This window comes from Pseudoclavibacter sp. RFBB5 (genome assembly GCF_002931555.1).
GTDB lineage: Bacteria > Actinomycetota > Actinomycetes > Actinomycetales > Microbacteriaceae > Pseudoclavibacter.
Genome location: NZ_PSTZ01000002.1, coordinates 19,784 through 46,156 on the forward strand (window position 1 = coordinate 19,784; position 26,373 = coordinate 46,156).

The 26,373-nt window shown below is 68.6% G+C and carries 27 protein-coding genes; 12 read left to right on the forward strand and 15 right to left on the reverse strand.

Annotated features, from left to right (window positions below):
- The first annotated feature begins 165 nt into the window (after positions 1–165).
- The 6 genes from C5B97_RS02775 to C5B97_RS02800 all read left to right on the forward strand — a co-directional run bounded on the left by C5B97_RS02775 (position 166) and on the right by C5B97_RS02800 (position 6,531).
- Positions 166–2,319: an alpha-galactosidase gene (locus C5B97_RS02775; protein ID WP_219819755.1), complete on the forward strand. Its 2,154-nt coding sequence runs from the start codon at positions 166–168 to the stop codon at positions 2,317–2,319.
- Positions 2,319–3,248 (forward strand): carbohydrate ABC transporter permease, encoded by a 930-nt coding sequence (locus C5B97_RS02780; RefSeq protein WP_104310642.1) that lies wholly within the window; start codon positions 2,319–2,321, stop codon positions 3,246–3,248. The genes C5B97_RS02775 and C5B97_RS02780 overlap by 1 nt, the downstream gene beginning before the upstream one ends.
- 10 nt (positions 3,249–3,258) lie before the next feature.
- Positions 3,259–4,227, forward strand: coding sequence for a carbohydrate ABC transporter permease (locus tag C5B97_RS02785; RefSeq protein ID WP_104310717.1), 969 nt, complete (start codon positions 3,259–3,261; stop codon positions 4,225–4,227).
- Between the two features lie 41 nt (positions 4,228–4,268).
- A complete protein-coding gene (locus C5B97_RS02790) occupies positions 4,269–5,618 on the forward strand; it encodes a sugar ABC transporter substrate-binding protein (RefSeq protein ID WP_104310643.1) in 1,350 nt (449 codons plus the stop codon).
- Between the two features lie 137 nt (positions 5,619–5,755).
- Positions 5,756–6,175 (forward strand): hypothetical protein, encoded by a 420-nt coding sequence (locus C5B97_RS02795; protein WP_104310644.1) that lies wholly within the window; start codon positions 5,756–5,758, stop codon positions 6,173–6,175.
- A 158-nt stretch (positions 6,176–6,333) separates the two neighbouring features.
- A complete protein-coding gene (locus C5B97_RS02800) occupies positions 6,334–6,531 on the forward strand; it encodes a hypothetical protein (protein WP_104310645.1) in 198 nt (65 codons plus the stop codon).
- Here C5B97_RS02800 and C5B97_RS02805 read toward each other — a convergent pair.
- The 4 genes from C5B97_RS02805 to C5B97_RS02820 form a co-directional block, all read right to left on the reverse strand.
- Positions 6,521–6,943, reverse strand: a complete 423-nt coding sequence (locus tag C5B97_RS02805) for a hypothetical protein (RefSeq protein WP_258067869.1) — start codon at positions 6,941–6,943, stop codon at positions 6,521–6,523. The genes C5B97_RS02800 and C5B97_RS02805 overlap by 11 nt on opposite strands.
- A gap of 137 nt (positions 6,944–7,080) precedes the next feature.
- Positions 7,081–8,160 (reverse strand): LacI family DNA-binding transcriptional regulator, encoded by a 1,080-nt coding sequence (locus tag C5B97_RS02810; RefSeq protein WP_104310646.1) that lies wholly within the window; start codon positions 8,158–8,160, stop codon positions 7,081–7,083.
- The gene (locus C5B97_RS02815) at positions 8,157–8,909 is read right to left on the reverse strand and encodes a TIM barrel protein (RefSeq protein WP_219819757.1); all 753 of its coding nucleotides are present in this window, start codon (positions 8,907–8,909) and stop codon (positions 8,157–8,159) included. Before C5B97_RS02815 ends, C5B97_RS02810 begins: the two co-directional genes overlap by 4 nt.
- 104 nt (positions 8,910–9,013) lie before the next feature.
- On the reverse strand, positions 9,014–10,027 hold the full coding sequence (locus C5B97_RS02820; protein ID WP_104310648.1) for a Gfo/Idh/MocA family oxidoreductase: 1,014 nt from the start codon (positions 10,025–10,027) through the stop codon (positions 9,014–9,016).
- Positions 10,028–10,166: 139 nt separating this feature from the next.
- On the opposite strand from C5B97_RS02820, the gene C5B97_RS02825 reads away from it, so the two are divergent.
- The 3 genes from C5B97_RS02825 to msrA all read left to right on the forward strand — a co-directional run bounded on the left by C5B97_RS02825 (position 10,167) and on the right by msrA (position 12,808).
- On the forward strand, positions 10,167–11,636 hold the full coding sequence (locus tag C5B97_RS02825) for a sugar porter family MFS transporter (protein WP_104310649.1): 1,470 nt from the start codon (positions 10,167–10,169) through the stop codon (positions 11,634–11,636).
- A gap of 207 nt (positions 11,637–11,843) precedes the next feature.
- Complete coding sequence (gene msrB, locus C5B97_RS02830; RefSeq protein ID WP_104310650.1) at positions 11,844–12,299, forward strand: peptide-methionine (R)-S-oxide reductase MsrB; 456 nt, start codon at positions 11,844–11,846, stop codon at positions 12,297–12,299.
- Entirely contained in the window at positions 12,299–12,808 is a 510-nt protein-coding gene (gene msrA, locus C5B97_RS02835; RefSeq protein ID WP_104310651.1) for a peptide-methionine (S)-S-oxide reductase MsrA, read from the forward strand. Before msrB ends, msrA begins: the two co-directional genes overlap by 1 nt.
- A 107-nt stretch (positions 12,809–12,915) precedes the next feature.
- Here the strand turns inward: msrA and C5B97_RS02840 are convergent, their stop codons facing one another.
- The 4 genes from C5B97_RS02840 to C5B97_RS02850 all read right to left on the reverse strand — a co-directional run bounded on the left by C5B97_RS02840 (position 12,916) and on the right by C5B97_RS02850 (position 16,124).
- On the reverse strand, positions 12,916–13,416 hold the full coding sequence (locus tag C5B97_RS02840) for a MarR family winged helix-turn-helix transcriptional regulator (protein ID WP_104310652.1): 501 nt from the start codon (positions 13,414–13,416) through the stop codon (positions 12,916–12,918).
- A 21-nt stretch (positions 13,417–13,437) separates the two neighbouring features.
- On the reverse strand, positions 13,438–13,611 hold the full coding sequence (locus C5B97_RS17860) for a hypothetical protein (protein WP_181026882.1): 174 nt from the start codon (positions 13,609–13,611) through the stop codon (positions 13,438–13,440).
- Between the two features lie 172 nt (positions 13,612–13,783).
- Positions 13,784–15,205, reverse strand: coding sequence for an ice-binding family protein (locus tag C5B97_RS02845; protein ID WP_104310653.1), 1,422 nt, complete (start codon positions 15,203–15,205; stop codon positions 13,784–13,786).
- Positions 15,206–15,374: 169 nt separating this feature from the next.
- Positions 15,375–16,124 (reverse strand): IclR family transcriptional regulator, encoded by a 750-nt coding sequence (locus C5B97_RS02850; RefSeq protein WP_181026883.1) that lies wholly within the window; start codon positions 16,122–16,124, stop codon positions 15,375–15,377.
- A 174-nt stretch (positions 16,125–16,298) separates the two neighbouring features.
- On the opposite strand from C5B97_RS02850, the gene C5B97_RS02855 reads away from it, so the two are divergent.
- Entirely contained in the window at positions 16,299–17,321 is a 1,023-nt protein-coding gene (locus tag C5B97_RS02855) for a VOC family protein (RefSeq protein WP_104310655.1), read from the forward strand.
- Positions 17,322–17,492: 171 nt separating this feature from the next.
- Here the strand turns inward: C5B97_RS02855 and C5B97_RS02860 are convergent, their stop codons facing one another.
- Positions 17,493–18,227, reverse strand: a complete 735-nt coding sequence (locus tag C5B97_RS02860) for an SDR family NAD(P)-dependent oxidoreductase (RefSeq protein ID WP_104310656.1) — start codon at positions 18,225–18,227, stop codon at positions 17,493–17,495.
- Positions 18,228–18,383: 156 nt separating this feature from the next.
- Here C5B97_RS02860 and C5B97_RS02865 point away from each other — a divergent pair, with 156 nt between their 5' ends.
- On the forward strand, positions 18,384–18,626 hold the full coding sequence (locus C5B97_RS02865; RefSeq protein WP_104310657.1) for a hypothetical protein: 243 nt from the start codon (positions 18,384–18,386) through the stop codon (positions 18,624–18,626).
- A gap of 21 nt (positions 18,627–18,647) precedes the next feature.
- On the opposite strand, the gene C5B97_RS02870 is transcribed toward C5B97_RS02865, so the two are convergent.
- Positions 18,648–19,427 (reverse strand): IclR family transcriptional regulator, encoded by a 780-nt coding sequence (locus C5B97_RS02870; RefSeq protein WP_258067872.1) that lies wholly within the window; start codon positions 19,425–19,427, stop codon positions 18,648–18,650.
- 276 nt (positions 19,428–19,703) lie between these two features.
- Here C5B97_RS02870 and hutH point away from each other — a divergent pair, with 276 nt between their 5' ends.
- Positions 19,704–21,368: a histidine ammonia-lyase gene (hutH, locus tag C5B97_RS02880; RefSeq protein ID WP_104310659.1), complete on the forward strand. Its 1,665-nt coding sequence runs from the start codon at positions 19,704–19,706 to the stop codon at positions 21,366–21,368.
- A gap of 165 nt (positions 21,369–21,533) precedes the next feature.
- Here hutH and C5B97_RS02885 read toward each other — a convergent pair whose 3' ends face one another.
- From C5B97_RS02885 to C5B97_RS02905, 5 genes are all read right to left on the reverse strand, one after another.
- The gene (locus tag C5B97_RS02885) at positions 21,534–22,346 is read right to left on the reverse strand and encodes a nitroreductase family protein (RefSeq protein ID WP_104310660.1); all 813 of its coding nucleotides are present in this window, start codon (positions 22,344–22,346) and stop codon (positions 21,534–21,536) included.
- 144 nt (positions 22,347–22,490) lie between these two features.
- On the reverse strand, positions 22,491–22,829 hold the full coding sequence (locus tag C5B97_RS02890; protein ID WP_104310661.1) for a hypothetical protein: 339 nt from the start codon (positions 22,827–22,829) through the stop codon (positions 22,491–22,493).
- A gap of 141 nt (positions 22,830–22,970) precedes the next feature.
- Entirely contained in the window at positions 22,971–23,699 is a 729-nt protein-coding gene (locus tag C5B97_RS02895; protein WP_258067873.1) for a class I SAM-dependent methyltransferase, read from the reverse strand.
- Positions 23,700–23,781: 82 nt separating this feature from the next.
- Complete coding sequence (locus tag C5B97_RS02900; protein WP_104310663.1) at positions 23,782–24,891, reverse strand: type III polyketide synthase; 1,110 nt, start codon at positions 24,889–24,891, stop codon at positions 23,782–23,784.
- A gap of 170 nt (positions 24,892–25,061) precedes the next feature.
- Entirely contained in the window at positions 25,062–26,336 is a 1,275-nt protein-coding gene (locus tag C5B97_RS02905; RefSeq protein WP_104310664.1) for a M23 family metallopeptidase, read from the reverse strand.
- Positions 26,337–26,373 lie beyond the last annotated feature (37 nt).

Here is a 26,373-nt window from a genome sequence, read left to right on the forward strand (position 1 = left end):
GCTGAAACATAAAACCTCGACATTGCTACCGCTGCAGTAGGTAAAGCAGCCCCATCCGCACGCAGTGGACGCCAAACCAGGGTTTCGAGGAGCAGATTGACCAGAGTGTTTATTGTTGCAATAATCATGGCTACCCCCTGAAAGGCAATGGTGCTGATGGAATCCATGGAGCGACGCGTTCTCGAACTGAACGGCGCAGACGTACAGGTGATCGTGGATGCGCGGTCGGAGCAGGTCCCGCGCATCATCCATTGGGGTCGCCCCCTCGGACTCAACGCCGCGGGCCTCGAATCGTTCGCCGACGCGAGCAGGCCGCAGATCGCCTCAAACAGCATCGACAGCCCCGTCCCCTTCAGCATCGTTCCGGATGCCAGCCGCGGGTGGGTCGGTGCCCCCGGCGTCGAGGGACACCGCGGCGGCCGCGATTTCGCCTTGCAGCTGTCCACCCGCAACGTCAGCCTCGAGACGTCGGCCGACGCGCGAGTCGAGAATCGGTTCGTCGCGGCCCTCGCGGACGACGCCCTCGAGATCGAAGCCGACCTGGTGCTCGAGCTGCTGACATCCGGTCTCGTGCGCTCCCGCCTCACGGTGCGCAACACGGGCGCCGAAACGTACGCCGTCGACGCCGTGCGTCTCGGGCTCCCCGTACCGACTCGCGCCGGTGAAGTGCTCGACTTCGCGGGACGCCACATGCGCGAAGCGCAAGCACAGCGGCACTCCCTCACCGTCGGCACCCACGCCCGCGAGGGACGCCACGGTCGCACCGGCCACGACGCGAGCCTTCTGTACGCGGTAGGAACTCAAGGTTTCGGCTTCCGCCACGGCGAGGTGTGGGCTGCGCAGACCGCGTGGAGCGGAAATCACCGCACGTTCGTCGAGCGCCAGACCAACGGGCGCACGATTCTCGGCGGCGAGGAGATCCTGCTCCCCGGAGAAGTGGCCCTCACCACGGGCGAGGAATACTCGACTCCATGGATCTACGGCTCCTATGGTGAAGGCATCGACGGCGTCGGCCGCCGCTTCCACCACCACCTGCGGGCGCGCGAGCGCAATCGCACGACCCCACGCCCGGTTGTCCTCAACACCTGGGAAGCGGTCTACTTCGACCACCAGCCCGCCGCGGTCTTCGATCTCGCGACGAAGGCAGCCGAGGTCGGCGTCGAGCGCTTCGTGCTCGACGACGGCTGGTTCCTCGGTCGCCGGAGCAAGCAATCTGGCCTGGGCGACTGGACCGTCGATCGGGCGATCTGGCCGGATGGACTGCTCCCGCTCGCCGAGCACGTGCGCGGCCTCGGCATGGAGTTCGGGCTGTGGTTCGAACCCGAGATGATCAACCCCGACAGCGACGCCGCACGCGCGAACCCGGACTGGATCCTCTCCCCCGGGCACCGGCAGCCACCGACCTCGCGATACCAGCAGGTGCTGGACTTGCAGAACCCTGCGGCCTACGCACACGTTCGGGACTCCATCGCCGGTCTCGTGCGCGAGCTCGACCTCGCCTTCATCAAGTGGGACCACAACCGCGACCTCACCGACGCGGCCCACGACGGCGGACGCGCTGCGGTGCACGGTCAGACGCTGGCGTTCTACCGACTCCTCGACGAGCTCCACTCCGAGTTCCCAGACCTCGAGATCGAGTCATGCTCCTCAGGCGGCGCCCGGGCCGACCTCGAGGTTCTCGAGCGCTCGGACCGCATCTGGGCCAGCGACTGCATCGATGCGAACGAACGTCAGCGCATCGATCTCTGGACCAGCGTGACCGTGCCGCCGGAGCTCCTCGGCTCACACATCGGGTCGAGCATCGCCCACGCCACGAAGCGACGCCACGCACTGTCCTATCGCGCGATGACGGCGCTGCTCTCGAACCTCGGAATCGAGTGGGACCTGCGCGAGGCCACCGCCAACGAGCTGGAGGCTCTCAGCGGCTGGGTCCAGCTCTACAAGCAGCTCCGCCCCCTCCTGCACACCGGTGAGGTGGTGCGCAGTGATCACCCCGATCCGGCCCTCAGCATCCGCGGTGTCGTCGGGCAGGACCGCTCGGATGCGCTGTTCTCGGTCGCCGCTGTCGCGACCGGTGTCGGGGCGCCTCCTGGCGCGGTGACGCTTCCCGGACTCGACCCCGCCGCGACCTACGACGTGAGCGCCGCAGCCCCCGCCGACGGAGTGCTGCAGTACAACGGCCACCCGCTCCCGGCCTGGTGGAGCACCGGTGTCCGAACCACAGGTGAGGCCCTCGGCCACGCCGGTATCCAGGTGCCAGCTCTGGCGCCCGACCACGCACTGCTCATCCGCGCAACGCAGGTGGGCGAGGAGGACTGATGGCAACCGAAACCCTGGCGATCCCGGCCAAGGGCCGCAAGCGCCAGCGCCGGCCCCGCCCGCTCGGCCGGGAGAACCTGGCCGGCTGGCTGTTCGCCGCACCAGCGATCATCGGCTTCGCGGCCTTCTTCGTCTGGCCTGCGCTGCGCGGCGCGTACTTCAGCTTCACGAAGTACAACCTGCTCACCGACCCAGAGTGGGTCGGACTCGACAACTACACCCGCATGTTCGCGGATGAGGTCTTCTGGAATGCGCTCGGCGTCACGGTCTACTACGTGCTGCTCAACATCGGCTTCCAGACGCTGCTCGCCCTCGGCGTCGCGGTCTTGCTGCATCGACTCACGCAGTCGCTGGTGATCCGCGGCATCGCCCTGCTGCCGTACATGATCGCGAACGTGATCGCCGCGCTCGTCTGGTTCTACCTGTTCGACTACCAGATCGGGCCGATCAACGAGCTCATCGCCTGGCTGGGGCTCGACCGAATCGCCTTCCTCGGCGATCAGGCCTGGGCGATACCGACCATCGCGTTCATCAACGTGTGGCGTCACCTCGGCTACACAGCGCTGCTTATCTTCGCCGGTCTTCAGATGATCCCGCGCGATGTCTACGAGGCCGGTGCGATCGACGGCGCTGGGGAGCTGCGCATGTTCCGCAGCATCACGCTTCCCCTGCTGCGTCCCATCCTCGCGATGGTCCTGGTGATCACGGTCACCGGCGCCTTCCAGGTGTTCGACACCGTCGCGGTCACGACGGGCGGCGGACCGGTCAACGCCACGCGAGTCATCAACTACTACATCTACGACGTGGCCTTCACTCGTGGCGACTTCGGATACGGCTCGGCCCTGGCCGTCGCCCTGTTCGTTCTGCTCGCGGTATTCACCTATATCCAGCTGCGGGCGACCCGCGCCAACCAGACCGACCTGGGATGACACCATGACCATGACGAAGAGTTCACGCACAAGCAAGAACGCAAGTCCGACGCCCCCGTCGGAGCAGCCCGCGGAGTCCGAAGTGGCGGGCAAGAAGCCACGTCAGAAAGCGTCGATCGGTCGCATCGCGGCGTGGGTGCTGCTCTGGGTCCTGCTGCTGATCACCCTGTTCCCGTTCTACTGGATGCTCCGCACCTCGCTGTCGAACAACCTCTCGCTCGCTGGCAACCCGGGGAACCCGTTCCCCGTCGACTTCACTCTCGGCGCGTACAAGCGGGTCCTTGGGCTGGCCACCACCGAGGAATCGATGGCAGAGGGCGGGTCAGGCGCCTCGATCGACTTCTGGCTCTACCTTCGCAACTCGGTGATCGTCGCCACGCTCATCACCGTTGGCCAGGTGGTGTTCTGCTCGATGGCGGCCTACGCCTTCGCTCGGCTGAAGTGGACTGGCCGCGACCTGGTCTTCGGCATCCTGCTGTGCGCCCTCATGGTGCCGGTCATCTTCACGACAATCCCGAACTTCATCACCATCCGCGACCTCGGGCTCCTGAACACGCACCTCGGCATCGCTCTACCGACGATGCTCATGACACCCTTCGCGATCTTCTTCCTCCGGCAGTTCTTCCTCGGCATCAACCGCGAGGTTGAGGAGGCCGCCATCCTCGACGGCGCCGGCCACATCCGCCGTTTCACGTCGATCGCGCTGCCGCTCACGGGCTCGCCGATCGCGACGCTCGCCATCCTCACCTACATCAACAGCTGGAACGAGTACTTCTGGCCGCTGGTCGTCGGGCGCGCAGAAGACGTGCGCGTGCTCACCGTGGCACTCGGCGTGTTCCGATCGCAGACCCCACAGGGCGGACCCGACTGGGCCGGCCTCATGGCCGCGACGCTCATCGCGGCCCTCCCCGTGATCATCCTCTTCCTCCTCCTCGGCAAGCGCATCATCAACTCCATCGGGTACTCGGGCACAAAATGACCCGCACCTCCCCTCGCACCACACGAATCGAAAGGCACTCAATGAAGAACGCCAAGAAGATCGCCATCGCCGCGGTCGTGACCGGCACGCTGTTCGCAGCCACCGCCTGCTCCGGTGCCAGCGCCGGCGGCGACGGCGGCTCCGAAGCCGCGTCGCTGCGCTACTGGCTGTGGGACTCCAACCAGCTCCCCAGCTACGAGCAGTGCATCGCCGACTTCACCGAAGCCAACCCAGAGATCTCCGTACAGATCGAGCAGGTCGGCTGGAACGACTACTTCGAGACGCTGACGACCAGCCTCGTGGGCGGCGACGCACCAGACGTCATCACCAACCACGCGTCGTTCTACCCAGAGCTCGCGACCTCCGGGTCGCTGCTCGACCTCGACGACGTGGAGGTCGACCTCGAGTCGTTCCGCGACGGCCTCGCGGAACGATGGATCGGCGAAGACGGCAAGCGCTACGGCCTCCCGAAGGACTGGGACACGGTCGCGACGCTCTTCAACACCGACTACCTCACCGAAGCCGGATACACGCCAGAGGACCTCAACACTCTCGACTGGAACCCGGATGACGGCGGCACCTGGGAGAAGACCATCGCCCACCTCACCGTCGACGCGAACGGCGTGCGCGGCGACGAAGCCGGCTTCGATAAGAACAACGTGGCCGTCTACGGCCTCGGCCTCAAAGCCAAGTCCGGCATCGGCGCCTTCGGTCAGACCCAGTGGAGCCCGTACGCGCTGACGAACAACTGGACCTACGCCGACCAGAACCCGTTCGGCACCGAGTTCAACTACGCCGACGAGAAGTACATCGAGACCATCGAATGGTGGTCTGGCCTGATCGACAAGGGCTACATGCCCGGGTACGAGTCGGCGATCTCCGGCACCAGCATCCAGGAGGCCTACGGCGCCGGACGCTACGCGCTCGTCACCGACGGCAGCTGGAACGCCAAGGCGTACTTCGGCATGACCGGCGTCGAGACCGGCATCGCACCACTGCCGGTCGGCCCGAGCGGCGATCGCGCGGGTGTCATGAACGGCCTGGCGGACTCCGTCATCGCAAGCACGGAGAACCCGGAGGCGTCGAAGAAGCTGGTGGCCTACCTGGCGACCGCCGACTGCCAGGACATCGTGGCTGAAGCAGCTGTCGTCTTCCCGGCCGTCGAGACCTCAAGCGAGAAGGCCCGTGAGGCGTTCGATGCTGCCGGCATCGACGTCTCGGTCTACTACGACGCGTTCGAGGCGGGCGAATACGTCGAGGCCCCGATCGCCAACAACTGGAGCTCGATCCTCGCCATCATGGAGCCAGCCGTCGAGGCCGTCCTCCTTGGCCAGGGCGATGAGAACACGCTCAAGCAGGCAGCGGAGCAGGTCAACCAGCTGTTCCCGTAAGTACTGGGGTCGGTCCGAGGGGCATCTCGACGCGCTGCGTCGGGGTGCTCCTTCCTCGTGGGCGAGGCGGCGGGCGCGCATGATCGCGAACCGCTGACCGCTGACCGCCGCGAGAAACGTCGTGAAACCATGGACACATGGCACGCACACCGAAGGCGCTTCTCCTCTCCGGAGCCACCCTCCTGCTCGCGGCGACCGCCGGGTGCTCGACGAGCGCATCCACCTACGCTGACCTCGAGAACGCCCCGGTGGTCGAAAAACCCTTGCCGACTGACCTGGACGACCACGCCCTCGAGGGATTCGACGTCGATGCGACGCGATGGGTCGGAGAGTATGGCGGAGCTCAGCTCTGGCTCGGCCCGGGCGTCGACGAGTACGAAGTGTGTCTGCTCTACTACACCGAAGCGCAGGAGTGGGGCGGGGCGTGCAGCGGGGGTGGCGGCATCAGCAGCACTGGAATCGGGAACGGCCTCCGCTACGCGGTCGTGCCCGACGGCGAGGAGCCCCGCCGCGGCGCAACGCAAGTGTCACAGAACGTCTATGCGACGGGCGCCTGAACGTCATCGAATCGGGTGGCGTCCAGGACCCAACTGAAACGGCCGGGGCCCGAGGTAATGAGCTGGAGCGTCACTGGCGGCCGGCAGGACGAGGCTCCGGTTCATCTGGGTGGTGGTGCCTGTGGCCTACACCCGTCTACTCCGTCGCTCGGGGAGCCGTGGTTGGGTTCTACTGCTACCCGTTCTTCAACCCCGCAGCAGTCGGCGGCTACGGAGGCGTCGCCCTGTACTGCGTCGCGCTCCTCGCGGCCTTCGTTGTCCTGGCGACCGCGATTCGGGCACTTGGCAACGCATTGGGTCGCCGCCAGCGCGAGCGTACCGAGCGTTCAGGTGCGGGTGAGCAGATCAGCCGCTAGGCGGAACGACTTGATTCAAGTCTTTGATCAGACGGGGAGCTCGCCTACGTCGAACCTCGAGCAGCCAAGTTCTGGCCGGGTAGCTCAGTCGCACGACGTAGTAGTTGATGTACTCGACGACGCCGAACACCCACGTGAGTACGATCAGAGCCGCGATCGGCCACGAACTGGGCCACCAGAGCACGATGCCGACGAGCGCGCCACCAAACACCGCGAGGTTCAGCCACTTCAGAGCCCCGAACACGCGGGCGAGCCCGACGGGCATCCTCGAAGCCCCGACCCAGTTCCGCGCCAGGAGCCAGTAGGCGCCGCCCTGCAGCAGCACGAAGAGCAGTGGGGCGAGCGCCAACCAGAATGCCGCGAGGTCCATGCCAGTCGTCAGGATGGTCGGCGCGGCCCACACCCCCAGCATCGTGAACGTCGCAACTGACGTCAGCTCGCCGGCACCGAGTGACAGGTATTGGCGGCGCGCGTCATGTCGAGTGCGAGGCCGCGAACCGCTCGGTCGAGACGGCCGCGCTCCGTCGAAGGGTGGCTGCCGGCGGTCCATCACCGCGAGCGCTCAACAGGGTTGCCGCTGCCCCCGCTGCTGCTCCGCACCACGAGCTCGGTCGGCAGGATGCGGTGCTCTCCGATCCGCGGCGACTCGCCTTCCGCGTTCGCATCCACTCGCCCGACGACCATCTCGACGGCGGCGGAAGCGAGCTGCGCGGGGTCCTGCGCGAGGCTCGTGAGCTGCAGGTAGGGCAGCTCGGCCTGCTCCGAGTTGTCGAAGCCGACGACGGCGAGATCCTCGGGGACGCGCTTGCCGAGGAGGCGCGCCTGCGCGACAACACCCTGCGCGCTGCGGTCGTTGAACGCGATCACGGCGGTCGTGTCGGGGTAACGCCGCAGCGCATCCTCGATGGCTTCCGCGCCCGCGGCTTCGGACGCTCCCCCGGCGACGATCGCGACCTCGTCTCCGAGCCCGGCCTCGGCCGTGGCTTCGAGGAACGTCTCCGTGCGCACCTCATCCCCCGAGACGCCCGGCGCCCCGAGGTACAGGATGCGCGAGTGCCCGCGCTCGTGCAGGTGCTGGACGGCGAGCTCGGTGCCGCGTGCGTCGTCCATGGAGACGCTGTCGAAGCGCTCGGACGAGTACTGACTGGCCACCGTCACGACGGGGACCTCGTCGGCGATCCGGTTCAGCTGCTGCTCGTCCAGCGATGCGCCGAGCAGCACGAGCCCCTCGACCCGCTCCCCCAGCAGCGCCTCGACCGCATCCGCCTCACCCCGCCGCTTGGTGACCGCGGCGAGCGACACGTTGTACCCAGCTGTCCGCGCAGCGAGCTGCAGCTCATCGATGAGCTGACCGTGGAACGGCTGCGCCGCATGGAAGACGATGCCGATGAGCCGCGACCGACCCTGCTTGAGCATCCGCGCCCGCTCGTCGCGCCGGTAGCCGAGCCGGGCCGCGACCTCGAGGACGTGCGCCCGCGACTCGGGGCTCGCGCCCGGCACATCCCGCATGACGATCGAAACGAGCGGCTGCGAGACGCCCGCCGCATCGGCGACGTCGCGCATCGTGACGCGCCTGCCGCCGCCCGGTCGTGCCGGGCGGCGGGCGTCTCGTGCGTCGGCGTCGCTCATACCTCGATGCTAAAGGCCTCCCGGAACCGACGCAGCGCGAGGTCGGAGTCGGCGGACGCAAACGCCTCCATCGCGACGACTCCCGCATAGCCGAGCTCGTCGAGCGCACGCGCGACCCGCGGGTAGTGGATCTCGCCCGTCCCGGGCTCGCAACGGCCGGGCACATCCGCCACCTGGATCTCGCCGATGTACGGCAGCGCGCGCCCGCACAGGTCGACAAGATCGCCCTCGCCGATCTGCGCGTGGTACAGGTCGAGGTTGAGCCGGAGGTGCGGGCTGTCGACGGCCGCGACCAGCGCGATCGTGTCGCTCGCACGGTTGAACGGCACCCCGGGATGGTCAACGGCGTGGTTCAGGTTCTCGAGCGTGAAGACCTTGCCGTACTCCTCGCCGAGCTTCGCGAGCCGCTCGAGCGTGCGCAGCGCGGCGAGCCAGTCGGCCGGGGTCGTGTGCGCGCTCGGGCGTACAGGCAGGCCGTTGTCGTCGAGACCCGTGCCGTGGATGACGAGGCGCGGCACGTTCAGCACCTGTGCCGCCTCGAGGGACTCGCGCGCCGTCTCTACGATCGCGTCGGCCCCATCCGGATCGATGAGCTCGCCGCGGATGTAGCCCGACATGGAGCCGAACGTCGCGCCGGTCGCGACCAGCGCATCGAGGTCCTTCTCCCACCAGCGCCAGATCTCGACCTCGAACCCGGCCTCATCGATGCGGCGAACGCGCTCCTCGAACGGCAGGTCGAGGAACAGCATCTCCGCGCAGGCAGCGAGCACAAACGGTGACGTGGCGGTGCCGACGGCTCCGTTTCCGCCCGCTTCGCGGCCTACGTCACCCTGAGTGTCAGCGACAGCCCCGCTCATCGGACGACCTCGACCGCTGCACCGGTCTTGACCGACTCGATGCAGGCGAGCGCGATGACCATCGCCTCGAGCGCGGCTTCCGTGCCCGGGCGAGGGCTCTCGACGCCGGCGACGGCGTCGACGAAGGCCTGCAGTTCACCCGTGTAGGCGGCGCGCATGAGCTGCGTGTCGGCGCGGACGGTGTCGAAGGATGCGCCGGCCGCGCCGTAGAGGCGGAGGCTGGACGCGGCGAGCTCGCCAGCAGTCGCCATGCCGGCGCTGCCGAAGACCTCGGCGCGGGTGTCGTAGCCGTAGGCGGCCGAGAAGTTCGCCTCGGCCGTTGCGATGGCGCCGTTGTCGTAGCGGATCGTGACGACGGAGGTGTCGAGGAGGCCCTTGTCTTTGAAGTCAGGGGCGACGAGCGCATCCGCGACGGCGTAGACCGAGGTCGCGCGGGCTCCAGGGTTGAAGAAGTTGAGGGTGTCGAAGTCGTGGATGAGGGTCTCGAGGAAGATCGTGAACGGCGGGATCGCGGCGGGGTTCGCGAGGCCCGGGTCGCGGGTCACGGAGCGCAGCAGCTGCGGGGTGCCGAGAGTTCCCGCGTCGAGGGCGGAGCGCAGCTCGGGGAAGCCGTTGGCGTAGCGGCGGTTGAAGCCCACCTGGAAGACGACGCCGTGGCGCTCGACGGCGGCCTCGATGCGGCGCAGCTCCTCGAGCGAGACGCCGGTCGGCTTCTCGCAGAAGATGGCCTTTCCGGCGGCGGCCGCCTGCTCGACAAGGGCGGTGTGGAAGCGCGGCGGGGCCGTGATGACGACCGCGTCGAGGTCGGGGCGGGCCAGCAGCTCGGCGATGTCGGTGTACGACTGCTCGACGCCGAGCGTCTCGGCGAGCTTCGCGGCTGCACCCTCGACGGGGTCGGCGATGGCGATGAGCTCGGCGTTCGGGATGTCGCGGGCGATGAGCGCTGCGTGGTTGCTGCCGATGCGGCCGGCACCGATCAGGGCGACGCGGATGAGGGGGTTTGTGGTCATGGTGTTTCTCCTGGGGACGGCGGTGCCGACACGACACTGTGCTGCTGGGTGCGCCCAGCACACGAAGACTATTACGTACTAGCGGTCGGCGTCTAGTACGTATAAGGTTGCCTGCAATCGGCCGGTCGACACGGCCCAGATCGCGGACAAAGGAGTTCTCATCACTTCCACGCACGGGGCATCAGCGTCAGAGACGGCCCTCCCCAAACTCACGCCAGGCCCGTACCGCAAGCGGCTCGGGCTCATCTCGATCGTCGCCTGCTTCGGCGGCCTGCTGTTCGGCTACGACACGGGCGTCATCAACGGCGCGCTACGTCCGATGGCCGCCGAGATCGGCCTCGACGCCTTCACCGAAGGCGTCGTCACGAGCTCGCTCGTGTTCGCCGCAGCCTTCGGGGCGGTCTTCGGCGGACGCATCTCCGACGCCATCGGCCGGCGCAGGACGATCATCATCCTCGCCGTCCTCTTCTTCGTCGGCACGGTCATCGTCGTGGCGTCGCCGAACTTCGCCCTGCTGGTCGTGGGCCGCGTCATGCTGGGCCTCGCCGTCGGCGGCGCATCCACCGTGGTGCCGGTCTACCTGGCCGAGCTCGCGCCGTTCGAGATCCGCGGTTCCATCACGGGCCGCAACGAGGTCGCGATCGTCACGGGCCAGCTCTCCGCGTTTGTCATCAACGCGATCCTCGGCAACACGCTCAGCCACATCGACGGGGTCTGGCGCATCATGTTCGCGGTGTGCGCGATCCCCGCGATCTGCCTGTTCTTCGGGATGCTGCGCATGCCGGAGTCGCCGCGCTGGCTCGTCGAGAAGGGCCGCCACGCGGATGCGCTCGCCGTGCTCAAGACGGTGCGCTCCGAGGAGCGTGCGATCGCCGAGCTCGGCGAGGTCGAGCAGGTGGCGGAGGAGGAGCAGAAGGAGTCGAAGGTCGGCCTCGCGGCCGTGCTCACCAACAAGTGGCTCATCCGCATCCTGCTCATCGGCATCGGCGTTGCCATGATGCAGCAGCTCACGGGCATCAACTCGATCATGTACTACGGCCAGGTTGTGCTCATCGAATCGGGCTTCGAGGAATCGGCAGCTCTCATCGCGAACATCGCGCCGGGTGTCGTGGCGGTCATCGGCGGCTTCGTCGCCCTGTACTTGATGGACCGAGTCGACCGCCGAAAGACGTTCGCGATCGGGCTCACGCTCACCACGACCTGCCACCTGCTCATCGGCGCCGCCTCGTTGCTGCTCCCTGTTGGCAACCCTGCCCGCCCGTTCGTCATCCTGATCCTCGTCGTCGCGTTCGTGGCGTCCATGCAGACGTTCTTGAACGTCGCCGTCTGGGTCTACCTCGCCGAGATCTTCCCGCTGCACATGCGCGGCCTCGGCATCGGCATCTCGGTGTTCTTCGGCTGGACGACCAACGGGTTCCTGGCCCTCTATTTCCCGAGCCTCATCGCGGGGATGGGAATCAGCGGCGTGTTCTTCCTGTTCGCCGGCATCGGAGCCCTCGCGCTGATCTTCACGATCACGCAGGTTCCTGAGACCCGCGGCGTGACCCTCGAGAAGCTCGAGGTCGGCGTCACGACGGGAGCCATCCACGTGCTCGGCAAGAGCCGCTAGACACCACAGAATTCAAGACTCGGCCGCTTCTGCGAGCGGCCGACCCGCCCGCGGGGATCGGCTTCGATCTGGACGTCCTGGCCGGACCCCGCGGGCTTTTCCTGTGCGCCTACCTGAGCGTCCGCCGACAAGCGCGAAGACGCGCATCCAATGTCGGAACGCTTTCGCCCGCCCGCGTGTTGACCTGATGTTGGAGAGGAAATACCCATGACGCAGTACACGAAAGACCAAGACGCCATCGCTCGCCTCACGCCTGAGCAGTACGCCGTGACACAGCAGTCGGCGACCGAGCGCCCCTTCGACAACGAGTTCTGGCACAACGACGACCGGGGCCTCTACGTCGACATCGTCTCCGGCGAGCCCCTGTTCGCCTCGACCACCAAGTACGACAGCGGATGCGGGTGGCCCAGCTTCACGAAGCCACTGAGCGCGGAGAACATCGTCGAGAACTCCGACACGTCGCTCGGCATGCGGCGCACGGAGGTGCGATCGGCCGCCGCTGACAGCCACCTCGGCCATGTCTTCGACGATGGCCCCGTCGACCAGGGAGGGCTGCGCTACTGCATCAACTCGGCTGCGTTGCGCTTCGTTCCGCTCGAGGACCTTGAAACGGACGGCTACGGCCAGTACATCGGACTGTTCGAGGACAAGGCGGGCATCTGATGACTGACGAGCGCGCGATCCTTGCCGGCGGATGCTTCTGGGGGCTCGAGGAACTCATCCGCGACCTGCCTGGGGTGTTCAGCACGCGGGTTGGCTACGCCGGCGGCACCACCCCGAACGCCACCTACCGGCACCACGGCGACCATGCCGAGGCCGTCGAGGTCGAGTTCGACCCATCGAAGACCTCGTACCGTGATCTGCTCGAGTTCTTCTTCCAGGTACACGACCCGACCACGAAGAACCGGCAGGGCAACGACCGTGGCGCGAGCTACCGCTCGGTGATCTTGACGCTCACCCCCGAGCAGGAGCGAGTGGCACGCGAGACGATCGCTGACATCGACGCATCGGGTCGCTGGCCCGGCAAGGTCGTCACGAAGGTCGAAGCGGCCGGCGAATTCTGGGACGCGGAGGAAGAACACCAGAACTACCTCCGCAAGCACCCGGGCGGCTACACGTGCCACTACGTGCGCCCCGGCTGGGTACTCGAAGACGCGGCTGCGAGGAGCTAGCCGCGAGCTGGTCCAGGGGCCCAGCTAGCCAGGACGCCCGCCGTCGGGTTCTCTCGACGGCGGGCACTGGACGAGCGCGATGGTTGCCCATCTCGAGCAGTTTGCCGTCAGCCGTTCGAGGATTCCCCATCCACGACCGCGGTGACCCGGTCGAGATACAGCGAGACGAGCTTCGCCTCCTGCGGCGAGAGGTCTTCTGAGAGGTGACGGATCTGACCGGTGACCGGGTCGATCTCATCGACATCGAGGTCGGTGTCGACCGGGACGATCATCTTGCGTCGACGGTCATCGGGGTCAGGCATGGTGCGGATGAGGCCAGCTTCGGTGAGGCGCTGCACGAGCATCGTGGCCGACGCACTCGTGACGTCGAGGTACTCCGCCAGGGCGCTGGGGCTGGTCGTGATGCCGTCGCTGGTGCGCTCGAGAATGAACCTCATCGCAGACCGGTGGGTTTCACTCAGCTCGCCGGTCGCCTGGCGCCGGCGGCCGAGGCGCGCTTCCGCGCGACGCAGTTCGTCGACGGCTTCCGAGGCGTCATCGCCTGGAGTGGGTGACGGATGCTCGCGCGTCGTCGAGCGGTTTTCGCGGTTGTTCGAGACGTCAGTCATCGGCGCGGAACCAGTCCGGGCTCAGAGGAAGGCGGAGACCGCGGCGAGGAAGCCGACGCTGAGCGTCGCCCCGATCGCGCAGAGGGCGAGGAACTCCTTGGGTAGCGTCCGCTGCTGGTAGGAGTCCCAGTACGTGTCCGAGGACGACAGCGCGGTGGACTTCTCGGTCGTGGTGGTGGGGGTCGCGGAAGTCATGTAGTTAGCCTAACTACATTCATTGCCCGCCACAAGGAGCCTGGCCGCGCGAGCGCGAGGACGGACGCTCGAACCTGGCATCCGATCAGCAACAGATCCTCCAGAAGTCCGGGGACAACGCAAACCGCCGCACCCCGTGGAGGGTGCGGCGGCTCTTCAGCGTGGATCCGGTCTACGCCGTGTTCTTCCGGCGCAGCGCCAGAAGGCTCAGGGCGCCTCCGAGAAGCAGCGTCCCGACTCCGAACGCCATCCACGGGTTGAAGTTAGCGGCACCGGTGGTCGCGAGCTCCGGCGAAGTCGTCTTCACCGGGCCGGGAGCCACGCTGGACGTTGTCGTCGGGGATGAGCTCGAGGTTGTCGTCGGGGATGCGGTCGGCTGCTCGGTCCCAGTCGGCGGAACCGTCGGCTGCTCCGTCTCCGTCGGCGGCACCGTCGGCTGCTCAGTCTCCGTCGGAGGGACCGTCGGCTGCTCAGTCTCCGTCGGAGGAACCGTCGGCTGCTCAGTCTCGGTCGGAGGAACCGTCGGCTGCTCAGTCTCCGTCGGAGGAACCGTCGGCTGCTCAGTCTCCGTCGGAGGAACCGTCGGCTGCTCCGTCTCCGTCGGAGGAACCGTGGGCTGCTCCGTCTCCGTGGGCGGGACCGTCGGCTGCTCCGTCTCCGTCGGAGGAACCGTGGGCTGCTCCGTCTCCGTCGGAGGAACCGTCGGCTGCTCCGTCTCCGTCGGAGAAACCGACGGCTGCTCAGTTTCGGTCGGCGGCACCGTCGGCTGCTCGGTCTCGGTCGGCGGAACCGTCGGCTGCTCAGTCTCCGTCGGCGGGACCGTCGGCTGCTCGGTCTCGGTCGGCGGCGCGCAGAGCGCGGGCGTGAACGTGTTGTCGTCCAGAGTGACGGATCCGGATCGTGCGATGGCACGGCCCGCGATGGTCGAGTCGGTGTTCACCGTGACGGATGCGAGCGCGATGATGGTGCCGACGAAGGTCGTGTCCGTGTCGAGCGTCGCGGAGCTCCCGACCTGCCAGAAGACGTTGCACGCCTGCACACCGTTGACGAGGGCGACGGTGCTGTTCGGCGCGGTGGTCAGGGTCGAACCGATCTGGAAGATGAAGACCGCATTCGGGTCGCCTTCGGCATCGAGGGTCACCGTGCCGGTCAACCCGGCCGAGGTGTCGGCCTTGTAGACGCCCGCCACGAGGGTCTGGCCGCCGAGGTCCGCGGCGATCGGAGCGTCGGACGCCTGGCTGGTGAGCGCGTTGTACGCGATCGCGGCATCCGACTGAGCGGCGGCGGCATCCTCAAGGGGCCGCGTCTCGCCGAGCACGATGCCGGGCGGGAACCCTGAGATGGCGCTCCCCGGGGCGACACCGAGGTCGCCAGAGAGGATGCTGTCACCGGTGTTGGAGACGGATGCGCCGCCGAGCACCGAGAAGCTCGACGCGGTGCCGAGGTCCACTGCAGTGCCGATGGCTTGCGCGGAGTTGGCTTGCAGCAGCGCGGGCACGAAGGCGAGCACGGCGAGCACGCTGCCGGTTGCAGCCAGGAGAGGGATTCGAGCTCTGCGGGGGGCGGAGTTCGATGGAAGGGTGGGATTTGCCATGAAGGCCTCCTCGTGCCGCACAAGGGCGGCGAGCGCGCGAAGTGCGGGCATGGCTGACAGTACGGCAACGATGTTGCTTAACCTACGGAATCCCGCAATCCGGGATCAGGTGCGACACTCTGGCATGAAACACCCGGGGCAACCGGGCCCATCCACGCGCCTCATCACCTCAGCGCCCCAGTGCACCCGAGATCCCGCGCGCCGCCATCCGCACCCCGAGCGCGAACTGCGGCTCCGCGAGGCGCTCGACGTGCGCGATGATCGAGACCGCCGCGACGACCTCGCCGTGCGCATCCACCACCGGGGCGGCCATGGAGAAGGCCCCCGGCGTCATCTCCTCGACAGATTTCGAGAGACCCGTCGCGCGGATCTCCGCGAGCCGACGTCGCAGCGCCTTCGGGTCGGTCATCGTGTTCGGCAGGTACTGGCGCGGCTTCGACGCGACCACCTCGTCGAAGACCTCGAGCGGTGAATGCGCGAGCAGCACGAGCCCGACCCCCGTGGCGTGCAGGGGCAGACGCGCGCCGACGTCGGAGATGACGCGCACCGCGTTCGGGCTCGAGATTCGTTCGAGGTACACCGCGCCCAGGCCATCCCGAACCGCGATGTGCACGTTCTCCTCCGTCGACTCGAGGAGGTCCTCCAAGTAGGGCCGGGCGATCGCGCGGAGCCGCTCCGCAGTCGTGCGCCGCGCACCCAGGCGCCACAGCTTGATGCCCACGCGGTAGGCGCCGGCATCCGTGCGCTCGAGGCCGCCCCACTCGGTCCAGGATGCGAGCATGCGGTGCGCCGTCGACACCGGCAGGTTCGCCGCCGCCGCGATCTGCGTGAGCGTCAGCTCCTCCCGCGCGGAGAACGCCTCGGCGATCGCGAACAGCTTCTGCGCGACACTGCGCTCGTCACCACCGCCACCGGACATGCCGCAATGGTAGCCGCGAGCAGAGCATCCACATCGATGATGCTCGGCATCATGAAGTTCAGCTTCCCTGATATGTGGGTTCGAGACGAAAGTTGTCATGTGCCCAAGACGGCACGCGCACACCGCGGCCGAGAACCGCCACAGACGCACTGCACCAGACGAAAAGGATCGACGATGATCAAACTGCTCTCCCACCTCTCGCACATCGAGATCGCAACGCCAGACGTCGCGGCCTCGGTGAAGTTCTACGAAGAAGAGTTCGGCCTGCGCGTCGTCGCACGCGAAGACGGCAAGGTCTACCTGCGCTCGTGGGGCGACTACTACACGTACAGCCTCGTCATCGCGGAAGGCCCGGAAGCAGCCCTCAACATCATGGGATGGCGCACCTCCAGCGCCGAAGCACTCGACGAGGCCGCCAAGCGCGTCGAGGCCGCAGGCGTCCAGGGCCAGTGGGCTGAGCGCAGCGTCGGCCACGGCAAGTCGTACACCTTCACCGGGCCATACGGCCACACCATGGAGCTCTACTGGGACGTCGAGAAGTACCAGGCAGACGCCGAGCACGCCTCCGTCTTCCCCGACCGCCCCGAGAAGCGCTCGAAGCACGCCGTCGGCCCCCGCCAGCTCGACCACGTCACCGTCGCCGCCTCCGACGTGCGCGGCTTCGCGAAGTGGTACAACGAGGTCCTCGGCTTCCGCATCATGGCCTACACGGTGCTCGACGACCACCCCGTCACGGTCTTCTCCGTGCTCACCACGAACGAGAAGTCGCACGACCTCGGGGTTGTCCTCGACAGCTCGTCGCGCCCCGGCCGCATCAACCACTACGCGTACTGGGTCGACACCCGCGAGGAGCTCCTCCAGGGCGCCGACGTGCTCATGGAGAACAACGTCCCCATCGAGTACGGCCCCTCCATCCACGGCATCGGCGAGCAGAGCTTCCTCTACCTCCGCGACCCCAGCGGCATGCGCATCGAGGTCAACACCGGCGGCTACCGCAACTACGTTCCCGACTGGGAGCCCAACGACTGGAAGCCGTCCACCGGTTCCAACAACCTCTACCGCAACGGCGCCATGCCGCTCTCCATGACCGAGTCGTTCCCGCCGGACGCTGGCCACCCCACCGCCACCGAAGAAGGCATCCTCCCCGGCACGGAAGAGGCCATCCTCAACCCGTACGCCGTGCAGGGCCGCGGCTAGAGCGCACCGAGCGACGTCGCCGTGTCTCCAGCGGCGACGTGAGATCCGCACGACCGAGATCTGCGCGGGCCCCGCGCATCCACCAGGTCCTCCTTTCCTGGTGGATGCGCGGGGCCCGCGTTCGCGCGCGCGTGCGCGGCAGGCGGAGTGCCCGTCAGGCCGGGGTGCGCGTCAGCGTTCAGTGAGCGCGACGCCGGTGACGGATGCGAGCTCCTCGAGGAGGCGTGCACGGAACTCCGGGTCGCGCACCCCGCTCGCGGGCTGCTGCTGCGCGCCGTGATGCCAGTAGCCGCCCGTGACCTGCAGATCGGGGTCGACTGCGAGGCGCTCCTGCGTCTCATGCCCCAGGTCGAAGTCGTCTGGCGCCCCGGCGCCGCCCATCTTCGTCGCCACCCAGCCGGGGTCGACGGAGTTCGCGAGCACGCGAGGAGCCCATCGCCCCGCGACCGCGGCCGAGAAGGCCGCGACGAGCAGCTTCGTGTCGGCGTAGCTCGCAGACACTGATTCACCCGTCCAGTCGAGCCCGTCGAGCGTCGCTCTGCCGTCTCGGTGCATGCTGCTGCTCAGGTAGACGTGCCGGGTCGGGGTGCTCAGCAGCGCGGTGAAGAGGTAGGGCGCGACCACGTTGACCGGCAGGAGGCTGGGGCCCGAGAGGACTCCGGCATTGTGAATGACCGCGTCGATGGCCGCGCCGTCGTTCAGCTCGCGCGTGGTATCCAGCACCGCCTCGCGGTCGGCGAGGTCAGCGACGACGACGTCCGCGCTTCGCCGAACCAGCGTCGCCACCGCGTCCGCTCGCCCCGGGTTGCGCGCGTGCACGATCACCTCGTGCCCCTGGTCGAGCAGCGCCTCGGCCGTCGCGCGGCCAAGACCGTCAGTGGAACCGGTGATGAGGATGCGAGCCATGCGCCCATCCTCACACCCGCCGGGTTCAGCGCGCCCAGGCCTTTCCCGGGCCTAGCGCAGAAAGCTGACGCCGCGCAAGGGCCCCAGCGGCCGGATCGATCGGCCCTACGCTCAGCGGCGTCAGCCCCCACGCTTGCCTGTCATAAGGAGACGAACATGACTCGACAAGAAGGCCTCGCACTCGGATACCTCGTCGCGGGGCTCGCGCTCGGCGTGATCGCCCTCGTCGCCGACCTCATGGGCGGCCCCGCCTACCTGCACGCGCTCACCTGGGTGGGAGGATTCGCCGGCGGCTACGGCGCCGTCACGATGATCAAGGGCGCCAGGCAGCGCAGACGGCATCCGCTCGGAACCACCGACTACGAGCCGGACACCAGCAACCCGCCGCACCTCAGCTGAGCCGACCTGTCGGGCCGCCTATCAGCCATGGATACGGCGCCTGATCTCTCCCGCGGCTCCCTCGAGCAGCGCCCGCAGGCGGGCCTCGTCCTGCGGGCGCTCCTCGGACCACGTGACGGCGAGCGCCGCTGCGGGCCAACCCGCGTGGTCGAGCACGGGCATCCCGACAGAGCGCATCCCAACGGACACCTCGCCGTTCTCTGACGCGAACGCGCCGCTGCGGATGCCGTCCAGAATCACCCGCAGCTCGCGGGGGGTTCTCGGGCCGCGGCCCGTGCGGTCTGCGAATGACGCAGCATCCGGGTACAGCGCTCGCACCTGCTTCTGCGGCATCGCGGCGAGCATCGCGCGACCGGATGCGGTGAGGTGCGCCGGCAGCCGTACGCCGACTTCGGCGACGAGCACCGGGCGGCGCGGCGCGCGCTCGTCGACGATGTAGAGCACGTCGCGGCCGCTCATCACGGCGAGGTGCGCGCTCTCCCCCACCTGGTCGACGAGGTCGGCGACTACCGGATGGCCGACTCGGGCGAGGGGCTCCTGCCGTGCGTATCCGCCCGCGAGCTCGAACGCGGCCGTGCCGAGACCCCAACGGCGCTCACCGCGGAGGTGCACGACGAAGCGCCGCTCGAGGAGCGTCGTCAGCAGGTGGTAGACGGTCGACCGCGGGATGCCGAGCTGCGTCGCGATGGTGCTCGCCGCGACGGGACCCCGTTGGTGGCTCAGGAAGCTGAGGATCGCGAGGGTCTGATCGGCCGCCGGCACCTGGGCGCGGGCGGATGCTTCGCCGCTGGCCTCGGTCACGCGGTTGCCTCTGCCAGGCGACGACGGGACATCGGCCTTGGGGCGCCCGTCGCGGTGGCAGTCGCTGCAGACCTGTCCAACATCAGTGCAGAAAGCGGCCAGAACAGCGCGAAGAGCCCCCAGATGGCGGATATTGCACTCATGTTGGACACCGAGCCGACCGCCAACTGCGCGGCAGGTCTCAGGTCGCCGCCGCCGAGCCAATCGTCTGAGATCACAGACACTGAGTGTCCTCCTCGCGCAGACATCGCGCAATGGGTGGAGTGGAATCGACACATGAGCACAGCAGCGCCCGCCACCGGTCACAACGAGCCCCAGGACAGCGCCGCCGACACGACCGGCGCCGCCCAGAGCGCCGCGCACGGCACCGGCGGCGCCGGCGGGGCCGGCATCAGCACCGTCAGCTCCGAGACCGTCGTCCTCGGCCTGCGCCCGCTCGAACCAGCCGAGGTCGTCGCGGTCGCGCGTCACGGCGCTCGCGTCGAGGTTGCACCGTCGGCGCTTGCCGAGGTCGCCCACTCTCGCGAGCTCATCGAGCGCCTCGCCGACGATCCGAACCCCCACTACGGCATCTCGACGGGCTTCGGCGCGCTGGCGACAACGTTCATCGCGCCCGAGCGGCGCGTGCAGCTGCAGGCGAGCCTCGTGCGGTCGCACGCGGCCGGCACCGGCCCTGAAGTGGAACGCGACGTGATCCGCGCGCTGCAGCTGCTCCGCCTGCAGACCCTCGCGACGGGACGGACCGGCGTGCGACCCGTCGTGGTCGAGACGTATGCGGCGACGCTCAACGCCGGCATCACACCGATCGTGCGCGAGTACGGCTCGCTCGGCTGCTCGGGTGACCTCGCCCCGCTCTCCCACCTGGCCCTCGCCGCGACGGGCGAGGGCACGGTGCGCGACGCATCCGGCTCCGAGGTGGATGCCCGGGACGCGCTCGTCGCGGCCGGCATCGAGCCGCTCGTGCTCCGCGAGAAGGAGGGCCTCGCGCTCATCAACGGCACGGACGGGATGCTCGGGATGCTGCTGCTCGCCATCCACGACATCGAGATGCTGCTCACGACGGCGGACGTCGCGGCGGCGATGTCGGTCGAGAGCCAGTTCGCAACCGACGCCGTCTTCGCCGCTGATCTGCAGGCCCTGCGCCCTCAGCTCGGGCAGGGCGACTCGGCCGCGAATCTGCGGCGCTTCCTCGCTGGCTCCCCCATCATCGCGAGCCACCGCGGCGCGGACGACGGCCGAGTGCAGGACGCCTACTCACTGCGCTGCTCCCCGCAGGTGCACGGCGCGGCCCGCGACACGGTCGCACACGCGGCGCTGATCGCCTCGCGTGAGCTCGCATCCGCCGTCGACAACCCCGTCGTGACGGTGGATGGCCGGGTCGCGTCGAACGGCAACTTCCACGGGGCGCCCGTCGCGTACGTGCTCGACTTCCTCGCCATCGCGGTCGCCGACGTGGCGAGCATCTCCGAGCGGCGCGCCGACCGCGCCCTCGACCCGGCCCGCAACCGCGGGCTGCCGCCGTTCCTCGCACACGAAGTCGGCGTCGACTCCGGCCTCATGATCGCGCAATACGCGGCTGCAGGCATCGTGTCTGAGCTGAAGCGGCTGGCGGTGCCGGCATCCGTCGACTCGATCCCGTCGTCGGCGATGCAGGAGGACCACGTGTCGATGGGGTGGGCCGCGGCGCGGAAGCTGCGCCGCGCCCTCGACGGGCTCGGGCGGGTGCTCGCCATCGAGGTGCTCACCGGCGCGAGGGCACTGGAGCTGCGAGCCCCGCTCGAGCCCGGCCGCGCGACCGCAGCCGTCCGTGATCTCGTCTCCACCGTCTCCGCCGGCGCTGGCCCCGACCGCTTCCTCAGCCCCGAGATGGAGGCCGTGGCTGAGCTCGTGCTCTCCGGCGAGGTCGCCCGGACCGCGCTCGAGCACTCAAGCGCGAGCTGACCGCGAGAGCCGACGGATGCGCTGGCCCGACCTCGCGCATCCGCTCGCTCGCGCGCAGCCCCCGATTTCAGGATGGGAACCTCACTTCGTTGCGGGAAGTTCCCCACAACGAAGCGAGGTTCCCATCCCGAAACGGAGATGCGGCGGGTTCGTGGCCTGGCCGAGCTACCTGCCAGATGGAGGCTCGGCCTCGTCCCATCCCTGCTGTGGGGTCTCGCAGGTGTCGCGGAAGACGTACTGCGAGGGCAGCTTGCGCTGGTGCGACGACCAGTCGATGGCGGGGCGGCGCTGCTCTTTGGGGAGGTAGCCGAGGCGGTAGACGGCCATGAGCTCGAACTCGTCCGGCACCTTCAGGAGGTCGACGATCTTGTCCCACTGGCCGGGCACCTCCATGGGGAACGACACGAACTGTATCCCCATGCCGATCTCGCCCGTGGTGAGCCAGATGTTCTCCATGGCCGCGCCCATGCTGAAGACCGAGTAGAACGACGACAGCTCCCCCGGCCGGTACTCGGAACGGTCGAGCATGACGCCGAGGAGGAGTGGGGATCCGGCGACGAGCTTGCGGTTCTCCTCGCCGAGCGTGTTGGGCACGCGCAGGGAGTTCATGAGGAACTGCCCGCGCTTCGTGAAGACCTGGCTCGTGAACGGCCGCAGCGGTGCGGGGAGCTTGTCGAACAGCATCCCGTCGCGCCGCTGCTCCATCTCCTCCTTGCTGAAGCGGAAGTACGGCTTGTAACGCTCGAAGAACGTGCCGTTGCTCATGGCGGTCGTCATGCTCTCGCCACTGATGCTCGCGATCGCCTCGATCGTCTCGCGCGCCTCGACGACGACGAACCGCCATGGCTGGCTGTTGAGCTGCGAGGGTGCGCGTCCGGCGACCTCCATGAGGAGGCGCTGATGCTCCTCGCTGACGGGATCGGGAAGGAAGGGGCCGTTCGTGGTCTTGCGGCGTCGCAGAACGTCGAGGAATTCCATGCGCTGAGTCTGTCGTATCCGCCTGAAACGTATGCCGAGCGATCACTGCCAGGAAAATGGCCCCCTAGCACTCACTCTGAAGGGCGATTCGGCTGGCAGCGATCGCCAGGACAAGGCCAAGAAGGGTTGTCTGGCTTGCAGGTGTCAGCGGCGCGTGGATGCGCGCACCGCGAGCGCGTAGAAGGGGGCGGCGGTGAGGGCGAGCGACGGGTGGCGCCGCGAGTGGGTGCCGGCGAAGGGGATCGCGGCGAGCGGCACCGCGGTCGGCAGCAGCAGCTTGCCGGCTCGGCGGCGGCCCTCGTCGCGGCTCGTGAGCAGCGCGACGCCTGCGGCGAGTGTCAGCGCGGATGTGCAGATGTAGAGAGCGTGGTGGATCCAGTGCCAGCGTCCAGTTCGCACGACCCCGGTCGCCACCCCGGCGCCAAGCGCGCAGTTGGCGGCGTAGCTCGTCGTCGCGGCGACCAGCAGCGGGGGCACATTCACGACGCCGAAACTACACGGGCGGCCTGAAGCGAAGGCTGGAGCCGTGCGAGAGGCTGGAGGAGCCGTGCGTAAGACAGCTGGAGCCGGTGCAAGAGACTGGAGGAGCCGGAACCAGGAGCTCAACGCGGGACGAGCATCCGCTCACCGTTGCGGCGTGAGGGTCTCGTCTCGCGTCAGGAGCAGCCGGTAGGGGAACTGGCGCCGCACGAGCCACCCGTCCGGCACGGCAGCCCGTAACTCGGGGGCCGTGTAGCTGCGGCGGATGGACAGCGTCCCGTCGTAGTGCACAAACGACCCTCGGTCGAGGGGCTTCGTCGCGACGCCGAACGCCGCCAGCGCGAGGCGCCCGCGCTCGATGTCGCTGTGCAGGGCGAGCGGCGCAAGGGACGCGCTGTCGGCGAGCAGGCTGGCGAGCGCGTGCGGGTCGAGGTGGTGCAGCAGGTGGTTGGAGGTGACGATGTCGAAGCGCTCCCCCGCTGCCACGAGCTCGCCGCTCGACGCCGCCCGGAAGTCGACGCCGGTCTGTGTCAGCCCGCGCGACTCCACGAACTCGTGCGCCCGCTCATCCGGGTCGATGGCGGTGACCTCTAGGCGGAGTCCGTCGCGCGCCGCCCATGAGGCGAGGGCGAGCGGAATGTCACCGCCCCCGAAACCGATGTCCAGCAGCCTGGATGCGCGCCGCCGGTCGAGCACGGGCCGCACGTCCCGCAGGTACACGCGCCGCCATCCTGCGACGAGCCCGTTCACGGCGCGGAACTGGGCATATGTCGCGAAGAGGCGGTCGCGGTCGCAGTCGGGGTCGTCCATGAGCTCGAGCGAGGTCGTGTCGCGCGGCAGGGGACGAAGCGACGGGAGCGTGGGAGGCCTCACAGCCCGGGCCCGCCCTGCGCGACTGCGGCGAAGACGACGTCGCGGACCGCAGCGCGGCCGGCCGCTGCCCAGGTCGCGACGCTCACGCGCGCATCCGCGTGAACCGCCCGACCTCGACCGTCAGACCGGGTCCGAACGCCATCGCGCAGAGCGCCTCACCGGCCCCTTCGAGGTAGGTGTCGTCGGCACCGTCGGCGAGGAGTCGCTCGAGGATGAACAGCACGGTCGCGCTCGACATGTTGCCGTAGTCGCGCAGCACGCCGCGCGACGGGGCGAGCTGCGCCTCGGTGAGCCCGAGCGACTGCTCGACCTTGTCGAGGATGCTCCGCCCGCCGGGGTGGATCGCCCACAGCGGCGTCTCCGACGGCACGGTCGGCGCGAGAAGCGGCTCGACGACGTCGCCGATGGAGGCGCCGATGATGCTTGGCACGTACCCGGAGAGGCGCATGCGGAACCCGCTGTCGCCGATGGTCCACGCCATCTCCGACTCGCCCTCGTCGGTGATGGTGCTCTCGAGGGCGTCGATGGTCAGGATGCTCGCGCCGGCCGGCGCGGGACGCGCGGTCACGAGCGCGGCAGCGGCCCCGTCGGCGAAGACGGAGGTGGCGACGATCTGCTCGGGGTCGTTGGAGCTCGTCAGGTGGATGGTGCACAGCTCGACGCACACGATGAGGACCACGGCGTTCGGGTCGGCGCGGGCGAATGCATCCGCTGCCCGGAGTGCCGGGAAGGCGCCGTAGCAGCCCATGAAGCCGAGGTGGAAGCGCTGCACGCGAGGAGACAGGCCGAGGCCGCGCACGACCTCGTAGTCGGGGCCGGGCGCGTAGAAGCCGGTGCAGGAGACGGTGACGACATGCGTGATGTCGCTCGCGTCGAGGCCGCTGCCGTCGAGCGCGGCACGTGCGGCGCCGAGCAGCAGCTCGGGGACACGCTCCGCGTAGAGCTGGTTGCGAGCGCCGGTGGACGCGTCGAGGACCTGGCCGTCGGCGACGAGCGCTGAAGCCTCTCCGCCCGCGAGCGCATCTACGACCGTGTGCCTGCGGTCGATCGCCGAGCCGTCGAATGCTGCGCCGATGAGGCGGGCACCGAGGCGGTCGATGCCTGGCTGACCTGCGAACAGGTCACGGGCCTGGGTCTGCGGCAGCTCGGTCGGGGGCACTGCGGTGCCGATGCTGCGGATGTGCACGCTCACGCAACGACGGTACGCCTCTCATCCTGAGAGCATCCGCGAGGCGCGGCGGCGCCAGCCAGCACGATCGCTGCCAGAGAGATGGCCCTTTTCGCCAGCCCATAGGGGCACATCGACTGGCAGCGATCCCGGACGGAGGAAGCCGTCAGAGAGGAAGCGCCCCCTCCCGCGCGCTATTCGCCGGGGTAGGTCATGAGGTCCCCGGTGAGCGGCACCTGGCCGGTTCGCTCCCCCGAGTTCGCTTTGTCGACCTTGTACGCCTTGCCCTGCTCGCCGGCGTCGAGGGCGGCCTGCGAGGTGACCTGCCCGTCGAGCGTGAACGTGTCGAAGACGAACGGCAGCCCGTTGGAGGCGAGTGGGTTCGGGGAGTCCATGATGTGGAAGTGGAGGTGCGGGGCGTCGGTGTTGCCGGTGTTGCCGAGCAGGCCGAGGCGGTCGCCGCGGGTGAGCTGCTGCCCGACTTGGAGGTCGAAGGGGTTGCCGGTCTTGAGGTGCGCGTAGAAGGCGTAGTTGCCGCCGCCGATGTCCTGCACGACGTAGTTGCCGCCGTATTCGTCGAGGGCGAGGGTTGGGCCGGGTGCGGTGCCTGGTTCCTGTTCGGGGCGGTCGGTGGTGATGGCGACGATGGGGCCGTCGGCGACGGCGATGACGTTCTGTCCGTAGCCGGGGTAGCTGCGTGCGTTGTCGCGGGCGCCGTCGTCGGAGAGCTTCATGGTGGGGGTGAGCTTGACGTAGTCGATGGCCCACCGTTCGGGCGCCCAGTAGGTGCCGTTGATGGGGCTGACGGCGCCGCGGTGCGCGGTGAGTCCGCAGCAGCCGTTGGCGTCCAGCCAGTTGTCACCGGTGAGGGGTGGGCCGATGACGGCGACGTCGCGCTTGTCGACGCTCACGGCCTGCGTGCTCTGCTGAATGGTCTTCTCGTAGAGGGGCGGCTGGGCTTTGGGCATCTCGACGGTGACGGTGTGCTCGATGCGGTCGGGGACGTCGGCGTCGGATGCGATGGTGGCGTCCATCCACACGGTCGCGTTCTGCCCGGGGCCGAGCTCGAGCCCCCCGCCGTCGGTGGTGCCGGCGACGCGCATCACATCGTCGAGGTCGTCGCCGTCGAGCTCCTGCAGCGCCGTGCCGTTCGCGCTCGCCTCGACTCCCGTGATCTTCACCTTGGACGGCGACCCGTTGGTGAACTGCAGCTCGTAGGCGAGGTGGATGCGCTCGTCGGTTCCGAGCACGGGGATCGGGTCGGCGAGCGCGGAGACGACGACTGGCGTGAACTGCTCGCCGATGACGCCAGGGCCCGTTTCGACCGGCGCCGTCTCGCTGACGGACGGGGGTGCATCCGCCCCGATGGTGAGGGCCGGGCTCGCCGAGCAGGCGCTCAGAGCAAGGAGGCCCGCGACGGCGACGGCGGCCGCGAAGACGCGCGCGTTCCCCGCCGTGATGCCGTTCATGGCTTGAGCTTAGGCCCGCGGATGGAGGCCCGCCAGG

What these genes read in the sequence shown, in the direction of transcription:
- C5B97_RS02775 (WP_219819755.1), top strand. Translation starts at nt 166, where the DNA reads ATGGAGCGACGCGTTCTCGAACTGAACGGCGCAGACGTACAGGTGATC.
- C5B97_RS02780 (WP_104310642.1), top strand. Translation starts at nt 2,319, where the DNA reads ATGGCAACCGAAACCCTGGCGATCCCGGCCAAGGGCCGCAAGCGCCAG.
- C5B97_RS02785 (WP_104310717.1), top strand. Translation starts at nt 3,259, where the DNA reads ATGACGAAGAGTTCACGCACAAGCAAGAACGCAAGTCCGACGCCCCCG.
- C5B97_RS02790 (WP_104310643.1), top strand. Translation starts at nt 4,269, where the DNA reads ATGAAGAACGCCAAGAAGATCGCCATCGCCGCGGTCGTGACCGGCACG.
- C5B97_RS02795 (WP_104310644.1), top strand. Translation starts at nt 5,756, where the DNA reads ATGGCACGCACACCGAAGGCGCTTCTCCTCTCCGGAGCCACCCTCCTG.
- C5B97_RS02805 (WP_258067869.1), bottom strand. Translation starts at nt 6,943, where the DNA reads ATGCTGGGGGTGTGGGCCGCGCCGACCATCCTGACGACTGGCATGGAC.
- C5B97_RS02810 (WP_104310646.1), bottom strand. Translation starts at nt 8,160, where the DNA reads ATGAGCGACGCCGACGCACGAGACGCCCGCCGCCCGGCACGACCGGGC.
- C5B97_RS02815 (WP_219819757.1), bottom strand. Translation starts at nt 8,909, where the DNA reads ATGCTGTTCCTCGACCTGCCGTTCGAGGAGCGCGTTCGCCGCATCGAT.
- C5B97_RS02820 (WP_104310648.1), bottom strand. Translation starts at nt 10,027, where the DNA reads ATGACCACAAACCCCCTCATCCGCGTCGCCCTGATCGGTGCCGGCCGC.
- msrB (WP_104310650.1), top strand. Translation starts at nt 11,844, where the DNA reads ATGACGCAGTACACGAAAGACCAAGACGCCATCGCTCGCCTCACGCCT.
- msrA (WP_104310651.1), top strand. Translation starts at nt 12,299, where the DNA reads ATGACTGACGAGCGCGCGATCCTTGCCGGCGGATGCTTCTGGGGGCTC.
- C5B97_RS02840 (WP_104310652.1), bottom strand. Translation starts at nt 13,416, where the DNA reads ATGACTGACGTCTCGAACAACCGCGAAAACCGCTCGACGACGCGCGAG.
- C5B97_RS17860 (WP_181026882.1), bottom strand. Translation starts at nt 13,611, where the DNA reads ATGACTTCCGCGACCCCCACCACCACGACCGAGAAGTCCACCGCGCTG.
- C5B97_RS02845 (WP_104310653.1), bottom strand. Translation starts at nt 15,205, where the DNA reads ATGGCAAATCCCACCCTTCCATCGAACTCCGCCCCCCGCAGAGCTCGA.
- C5B97_RS02850 (WP_181026883.1), bottom strand. Translation starts at nt 16,124, where the DNA reads ATGTCCGGTGGCGGTGGTGACGAGCGCAGTGTCGCGCAGAAGCTGTTC.
- C5B97_RS02855 (WP_104310655.1), top strand. Translation starts at nt 16,299, where the DNA reads ATGATCAAACTGCTCTCCCACCTCTCGCACATCGAGATCGCAACGCCA.
- C5B97_RS02860 (WP_104310656.1), bottom strand. Translation starts at nt 18,227, where the DNA reads ATGGCTCGCATCCTCATCACCGGTTCCACTGACGGTCTTGGCCGCGCG.
- C5B97_RS02865 (WP_104310657.1), top strand. Translation starts at nt 18,384, where the DNA reads ATGACTCGACAAGAAGGCCTCGCACTCGGATACCTCGTCGCGGGGCTC.
- hutH (WP_104310659.1), top strand. Translation starts at nt 19,704, where the DNA reads ATGAGCACAGCAGCGCCCGCCACCGGTCACAACGAGCCCCAGGACAGC.
- C5B97_RS02885 (WP_104310660.1), bottom strand. Translation starts at nt 22,346, where the DNA reads ATGGAATTCCTCGACGTTCTGCGACGCCGCAAGACCACGAACGGCCCC.
- C5B97_RS02905 (WP_104310664.1), bottom strand. Translation starts at nt 26,336, where the DNA reads ATGAACGGCATCACGGCGGGGAACGCGCGCGTCTTCGCGGCCGCCGTC.